The following is a 5837-nucleotide window of genomic DNA, read 5'->3' as shown; positions in this document are numbered from 1 at the left end:
GCCCCCGGAGCCGTCCGAACCGGAGCCGACCCCGCCGCCGCCCTCGGCGTCGCCGGCGGCGGACACGCAGACGGCGGCGATGGGGCAGCGGCGCGAAATGGTGCGGGAGCCGGAGGCATCGCCGCAGGTGGGGCCGGTGTAGCGACCTCGGTTTGCCATAAGTGGGGGAGGGTGCGTATGGTTATAGATCGTTTGATCCCATTGCCCGGCGCCGTTGAGTTCTCGTAAAGAACGAGGACCTGGAGCGCCCCGTGGCGCGTACTCTCCCTTACCGTGACTGACCGCACTGAGGCGGTCGATTTGCGATTGATTTGCGATTTCACGGAGTTTGGGCGCGTGCCGAGACTCCGAGAGGTTTCGCATTTCGTATGTCCATTTCCAGCACTGACCGCACCGCCATGCCCGAGAACGAGACGGTCGTAGCGACCGCCGACGTCATCGAGGCCGCAGAGGTCACCACCGAGTCCCCCGCCGAGATCTCCGAGCTCACCGAGAGCACCGACGCGATCGAGGCCGCCGAGGCCGACGAGGACACCGAGCCCTCTGTGACCTTCGCCTCCCTGGGCCTGCCGGACGGTGTCGTCCGCAAGCTCGCGCAGAACGGCGTCACCAGCCCCTTCCCGATCCAGGCCGCGACCATCCCGGACGCCCTGGCCGGCAAGGACATCCTCGGCCGCGGCCGCACCGGCTCCGGTAAGACGCTCTCCTTCGGTCTGCCGACCCTGGCCACGCTGGCCGGCGGCCACACCGAGAAGAAGAAGCCCCGCGCGATCATCCTGACGCCGACCCGTGAGCTCGCGATGCAGGTCGCGGACGCGCTTCAGCCGTACGGCGACGTACTCGGCCTGAAGATGAAGGTCGTCTGCGGCGGTACGTCCATGAGCAACCAGATCTACGCCCTGGAGCGCGGCGTCGACGTCCTCGTCGCCACCCCGGGCCGTCTGCGCGACATCATCAACCGCGGCGCGTGCTCGCTGGAGAACGTCCAGGTCGCCGTCCTCGACGAGGCCGACCAGATGTCCGACCTGGGCTTCCTGCCCGAGGTCACCGAGCTGCTCGACCAGATCCCCGGCGGCGGCCAGCGCATGCTCTTCTCCGCCACCATGGAGAACGAGATCAGCACGCTGGTCAAGCGCTACCTGACCAACCCGGTCACCCACGAGGTCGACAGCGCCCAGGGCAACGTCTCGACCATGACCCACCACGTCCTCGTCGTGAAGCCGAAGGACAAGGCGCCGGTCACGGCCGCGATCGCCGCCCGCAAGGGCCGCACGATCATCTTCGTCCGCACCCAGCTGGGCGCGGACCGCATCGCCGAGCAGCTCCAGGACTCGGGCGTCAAGGCCGACGCGCTGCACGGCGGCATGACGCAGGGCGCCCGTACGCGCGTCCTCGAGGACTTCAAGAAGGGTTACGTCAACGCCCTGGTCGCCACCGACGTCGCCGCCCGCGGCATCCACGTCGACGGCATCGACCTGGTGCTGAACGTCGACCCGGCCGGTGACCACAAGGACTACCTGCACCGCTCGGGCCGTACCGCCCGCGCCGGCAAGTCCGGTGTCGTCGTCTCCCTGTCGCTGCCGCACCAGCGCCGCCAGATCTTCCGCCTGATGGAGGACGCGGGCGTCGACGCCTCGCGCCACATCGTCGGCGGGGCCGGCGCGTTCGAGCCGGAGGTCGCCGAGATCACCGGCGCCCGTTCGCTCACCGAGGTCCAGGCCGACTCCGCGAACAACGCCGCCAAGCAGGCGGAGCGCGAGGCCAAGGAGCTCACCCGCGAGCTGGAGCGCGTCCAGCGCCGGGCGACCGAGCTGCGCGAGGAGGCCGACCGTCTGGTCGCCCGCGCGGCGCGCGAGCGTGGCGAGGACCCGGACGAGGCCGTCGCCGAGATGGCGAAGGCCGCCGAGGCCGAGCTGGCCGCCGCTGAGGCTGCCGCCGCTGTTCCGGCGCAGGCGCCGGAGCGTCGCGACGACCGCGGCAACTACCAGCGTCGCGACGACCGCGGTGGCGACCGTGGTGGTGACCGTGGCGGCTTCCGCCGGGACGACCGCGGTGGTGACCGTGGCGGCTTCCGCCGGGACGACCGCGGTGGCGAGCGCGGTGGTTTCCAGCGCCGTGACGACCGTCCGGCGGGTGGCGACCGTGGTGGCCGTCCGTTCGAGCGTCGTGACGACAACCGTGGCGGCGGCTTCCGCCGTGACGACAACCGTGGTGGCGGCGAGCGCGGTGGTTTCCAGCGCCGTGACGACCGCCCGGCGGGTGGCGACCGTGGTGGCCGTCCGTTCGAGCGTCGTGACGACAACCGTGGCGGCGGCTTCCGCCGTGACGACAACCGTGGTGGCGGCGAGCGCGGTGGTTTCCAGCGTCGTGACGACCGCCCGGCCACCGGTGGCGGCTTCCGCTCCGGCGGCGCCGACCGTCCGTTCAACCGCGACCGACGTGACGACCGTCCGGCCACCGGCGGCGGCTTCCGCACCGGCCACGACCGCCCGCAGGGCCGTCGTGACGACCACCGTGGCAGCGGCACGGCGACCGGCTCCTTCGGCCGCCGCGACGACAAGCCCCGCTGGAAGCGCAGCTGATAGCTGATCAGCTCGGCGGCGTAACCCGCTGACCTGCGAAAGCGGGCCCGTTCTTCACGAACGGGCCCGCTTTTCGTTTCCCTGTCCCCCGCCCCAGCGCCTCCTGCCACGTTCCGCCCACGCCACGGCGGCTGCGCCTTGCACCACGGGACCTGCCGGGAAGGTCTCTGGACGACCTGGTCGCCCGTCAGGCGTCGACCGGCGACATGTACTTCCTCGCCGGTGCGGCGGCAGCAGGCTCGCGGCCACGGTGAAGATCGGCTCGAACTGGAAGTCGTACGAGCGGATCGCCGGCGTCGGTGATCCGACCGGTGACGGCACCGGACGGCAGGGCTGCGAGGGCCTGTTCTGGAGCCGGTGGTCCCTGTGACGGGCCCGGTAACCGATACCCGATCGGCTACCGGGTCCGCTGCGGCTATGCTCGGGGGTGATTCGCCGAGGGCCGTTAGCTCAATTGGCAGAGCAGCGGACTTTTAATCCGTTGGTTGTGGGTTCGAGTCCCACACGGCCTACCACCCGAGGCGTCCGGGTCATTCCGGTCGCCCCGCACGTCAGCGCCCCGTCCGGACGGTTCCGGCGGGGCGCTTCCGTGTCTCCGGACGGCGTGCTCCGACGTGCGCGTGCGGTGGGGCGTAGCAAGACTGTGGGCATGACGGAAAAGGCACTCCTCGAAGGCGGGCCGGACGATCTGCGGGAGCGGATCGTGCCGATCACGCCGCCCGGGAAAGAGTTGAAGATCCCGCACCGCGGCGGATACGAGCATTTCAAGGTCACGGCGCGGCACCAGGACACCGACCAGGGACGCGTGACGGTGTACGCGTGGTGGGAGCGTACGGAGATCGCCGAGTAACGCCGTCGCGGGGGAGGCGGGTTGGGCGGTGTCCCGCGCGGGTGCCGTCACAGCCCGGGTGGGCGTTCGCGGCCGTGGTGCCGGCCGTGCGAGCCGCGTGGGGCGTGTGGTCGGGGGCGGCTCCCCGATGGCGTACAGTTGGGTTCAACGACGCGGGGTGGAGCAGCTCGGTAGCTCGCTGGGCTCATAACCCAGAGGTCGCAGGTTCAAATCCTGTCCCCGCTACTGAAGAAGAAAACGAAGGCCCGGATCTCGGAAGAGATCCGGGCCTTCGTCGTGTCCGGGCGCTTCCGCGTCCCCCGTTCGGTCGGCCCCCGATGGCCGCGCGGCGCGGCTGCGGCCAGCCTGGGCTGGGCGCGGTACGGTCCGCGGCCGGGTGCGGCGAGCAGGAGACCACTGGTGGGGAAGCTGGGCGGAGCGGCGGACGGACGCGGCGGGGGCAGGGCGGCTTCGCGGTTCGTCCGGGCGCTGCCCGTGCTGCTGATCGTCGGCGGGTGCGCCTTCGACGTCACCACGCCGCCGAACTTCACCGCGTCGCCGCTCTTCGCGGCCGCCCCGCTGATCGCCGCCCCGCTGTCCTCGTTCCGCAACACCCTGGTGACCGGGGGCGTCGCCGTCGCCGCCGTCGTGGGGCTGCATCTCTACAACGGCACCTCGACACACGTCGAGTCCGTGACCGAGCTGATCACCGTGGTGACCGTCGCCGTCCTCGCGCTGCTCATCAACCGTGTCGTACGCCGCAGCGGCCGGCAGCTCGCCTCCGCCCGCACCATCGCGGAGGCGGCCCAGCGCGCCGTGCTCCCCGTACCGGCGGACCGGATCGCCGGGCTGCACATCGCCGCGCGGTACGAGGCCGCTCAGGCGGACGCCTTCATCGGCGGGGACCTGTTCGCCGTCCAGGACACGCCGTCCGGGGTGCGGCTGGTGGTCGGCGACGTACGCGGGAAGGGGCTCGGCGCGGTGGAGGCGGTCGCCGTCGTCGTCGGGGCCTTCCGGGAGGCCGCTGAGCAGGAGAGCGCGCTCGACGGGGTGGCGCGGCGGCTGGAGCGGGCGCTGACGCGGGAGGGTGCCCGGCGCGACGGGCTCGACGCCTTCGAGGGCTTCACGACGGCCGTACTGGCCGAGATCCCGCACGGCCGGGGCGTCGTGCGGTTCGTCAACCGGGGCCACCCGGAACCGCTCCTGCTGTACGCCGACGGCGACCTCGCGCGGATCGTGCCGCCCGAGGCCGCGCTGCCGCTGGGGATGGGCGACCTGGGCGCCTGGCCGGACCGGACGCTGGAGTGCGCGTTCCCGCCCGGCGCCACGCTGCTGCTCTACACCGACGGCCTGTCCGAGGCACGGAACGCCGCCGGTGTCTTCTACGATCCGGCCGCCCGGCTGCGCGGCCGGATCTTCCCCGGCCCCGACGAGCTGCTGGACGCGCTCGTTGCCGACGTACGGCTGCACACGGCCGGGGCGGCCACGGACGACATGGCCCTGCTGGCGGTCGGGCGGCCCGCCGAGGGGCAGCAGGACCGCCGCAGGACGGTGGGCCTGGTCAGGCGGCCGGGGTTGCCGGAGGAGCGAACCAGTGCAGGCTCTGGCCGTGCGGGGCCGTGAAGGCGACCGCGCGTTCGTCGAGGGCGAGGGTGAGCAGGTGCTCGTCGTCGGGGGCGGGGGCGTCGAGCCAGGGCAGGACGGTGTGGTGCTCGTTGGAGATCCAGTGGCCGGGCAGCTCGCGGACGAGCGCGGCGAACTCCTCGCGGCGGGCGAGCGGCAGGTAGGTCAGTACGGCGGTGTGGAAGACGACCAGGGTGGCGTCGTCGGGGGCCTCGGCGGCCAGCGCCGGGAGTTCGTCTACGAGGTCGCCGTGCACGATGCGGGGCCCGGGCGCCGTACGGACGGCCTCGATGGCGGCGAGTTGCTGACGCGGGCGCTCGGTGCGGCCGGGCCAGATCAGTGACTGGAGCCAGCGGACGTCGTCCGCGTCGGTGGGGTCGAGGGGGTTCAGGTCGATGCCGGCCCGCCAGGCGATGTCCGGGAGCGCGGCGGGCAGGGGCGCGAGGCCGACCGTGCGGCAGTCGAAGGTGACGGGGGAGTCGCCCAGGACGGGACCGCCGTCGTAGCGGTAGGCGTAGCGGTCCGGATGGAGGCACAGGCCGGCGGAGGCGCCGGCCTCGATGAGGGCGAGGGGCTGGGGGAGCGCGGCGAGGAGGGGCAGCAGGGTGGCGCAGCGGGCGGGCTCGTTGGTCTGGGTGAAGCGGGCCAGCATGACGGCGCGTACGGCGTCCCAGTGGGCCAGGGTCCAGTCGCGGAAGGGCGCCCAGCGCTCGTAGGGGCCGCCGAGGTACCGGACGGCGGCCAGGAGGAGGTTGGGCTGCTGCTTGTTGCCGGGCGGGAGGGCGGCGACGAGGGTGCAGAGG

The 5837-nt window shown here is 72.5% G+C and carries 4 protein-coding genes and 2 tRNA genes; 5 read left to right on the top strand and 1 reads right to left on the bottom strand.

The features are described from left to right. Positions 1-368: 368 nt before the first annotated feature. From E2E34_RS30195 to E2E34_RS30175, 5 genes are all read left to right on the top strand, one after another. Positions 369-2582, top strand: coding sequence for a DEAD/DEAH box helicase (locus tag E2E34_RS30195; protein ID WP_208765381.1), 2214 nt, complete (start codon positions 369-371; stop codon positions 2580-2582). 439 nt (positions 2583-3021) lie between these two features. Further along, positions 3022-3097 (top strand) — tRNA-Lys (locus E2E34_RS30190). A gap of 134 nt (positions 3098-3231) precedes the next feature. Beyond that, complete coding sequence (locus E2E34_RS30185; RefSeq protein WP_138905044.1) at positions 3232-3432, top strand: DUF5988 family protein; 201 nt, start codon at positions 3232-3234, stop codon at positions 3430-3432. A 151-nt stretch (positions 3433-3583) separates the two neighbouring features. Beyond that, positions 3584-3657, top strand: a tRNA-Met gene (locus tag E2E34_RS30180). Between the two features lie 174 nt (positions 3658-3831). Next, positions 3832-5034, top strand: coding sequence for a PP2C family protein-serine/threonine phosphatase (locus tag E2E34_RS30175; protein ID WP_244316261.1), 1203 nt, complete (start codon positions 3832-3834; stop codon positions 5032-5034). On the opposite strand, the gene E2E34_RS30170 is transcribed toward E2E34_RS30175, so the two are convergent. Next, positions 4973-5837: DUF2332 domain-containing protein (locus E2E34_RS30170; RefSeq protein WP_138905043.1), on the bottom strand; the 865-nt coding region annotated here is incomplete at its 5' end. The genes E2E34_RS30175 and E2E34_RS30170 overlap by 62 nt on opposite strands.

The organism is Streptomyces albidochromogenes, from assembly GCF_005981925.1.
GTDB classification, from domain to species: Bacteria; Actinomycetota; Actinomycetes; order Streptomycetales; family Streptomycetaceae; genus Streptomyces; species Streptomyces albidochromogenes.
The sequence above is the reverse complement of the archived record's forward strand: the minus strand, read 5'-3'. Positions and strand labels throughout refer to the sequence as shown.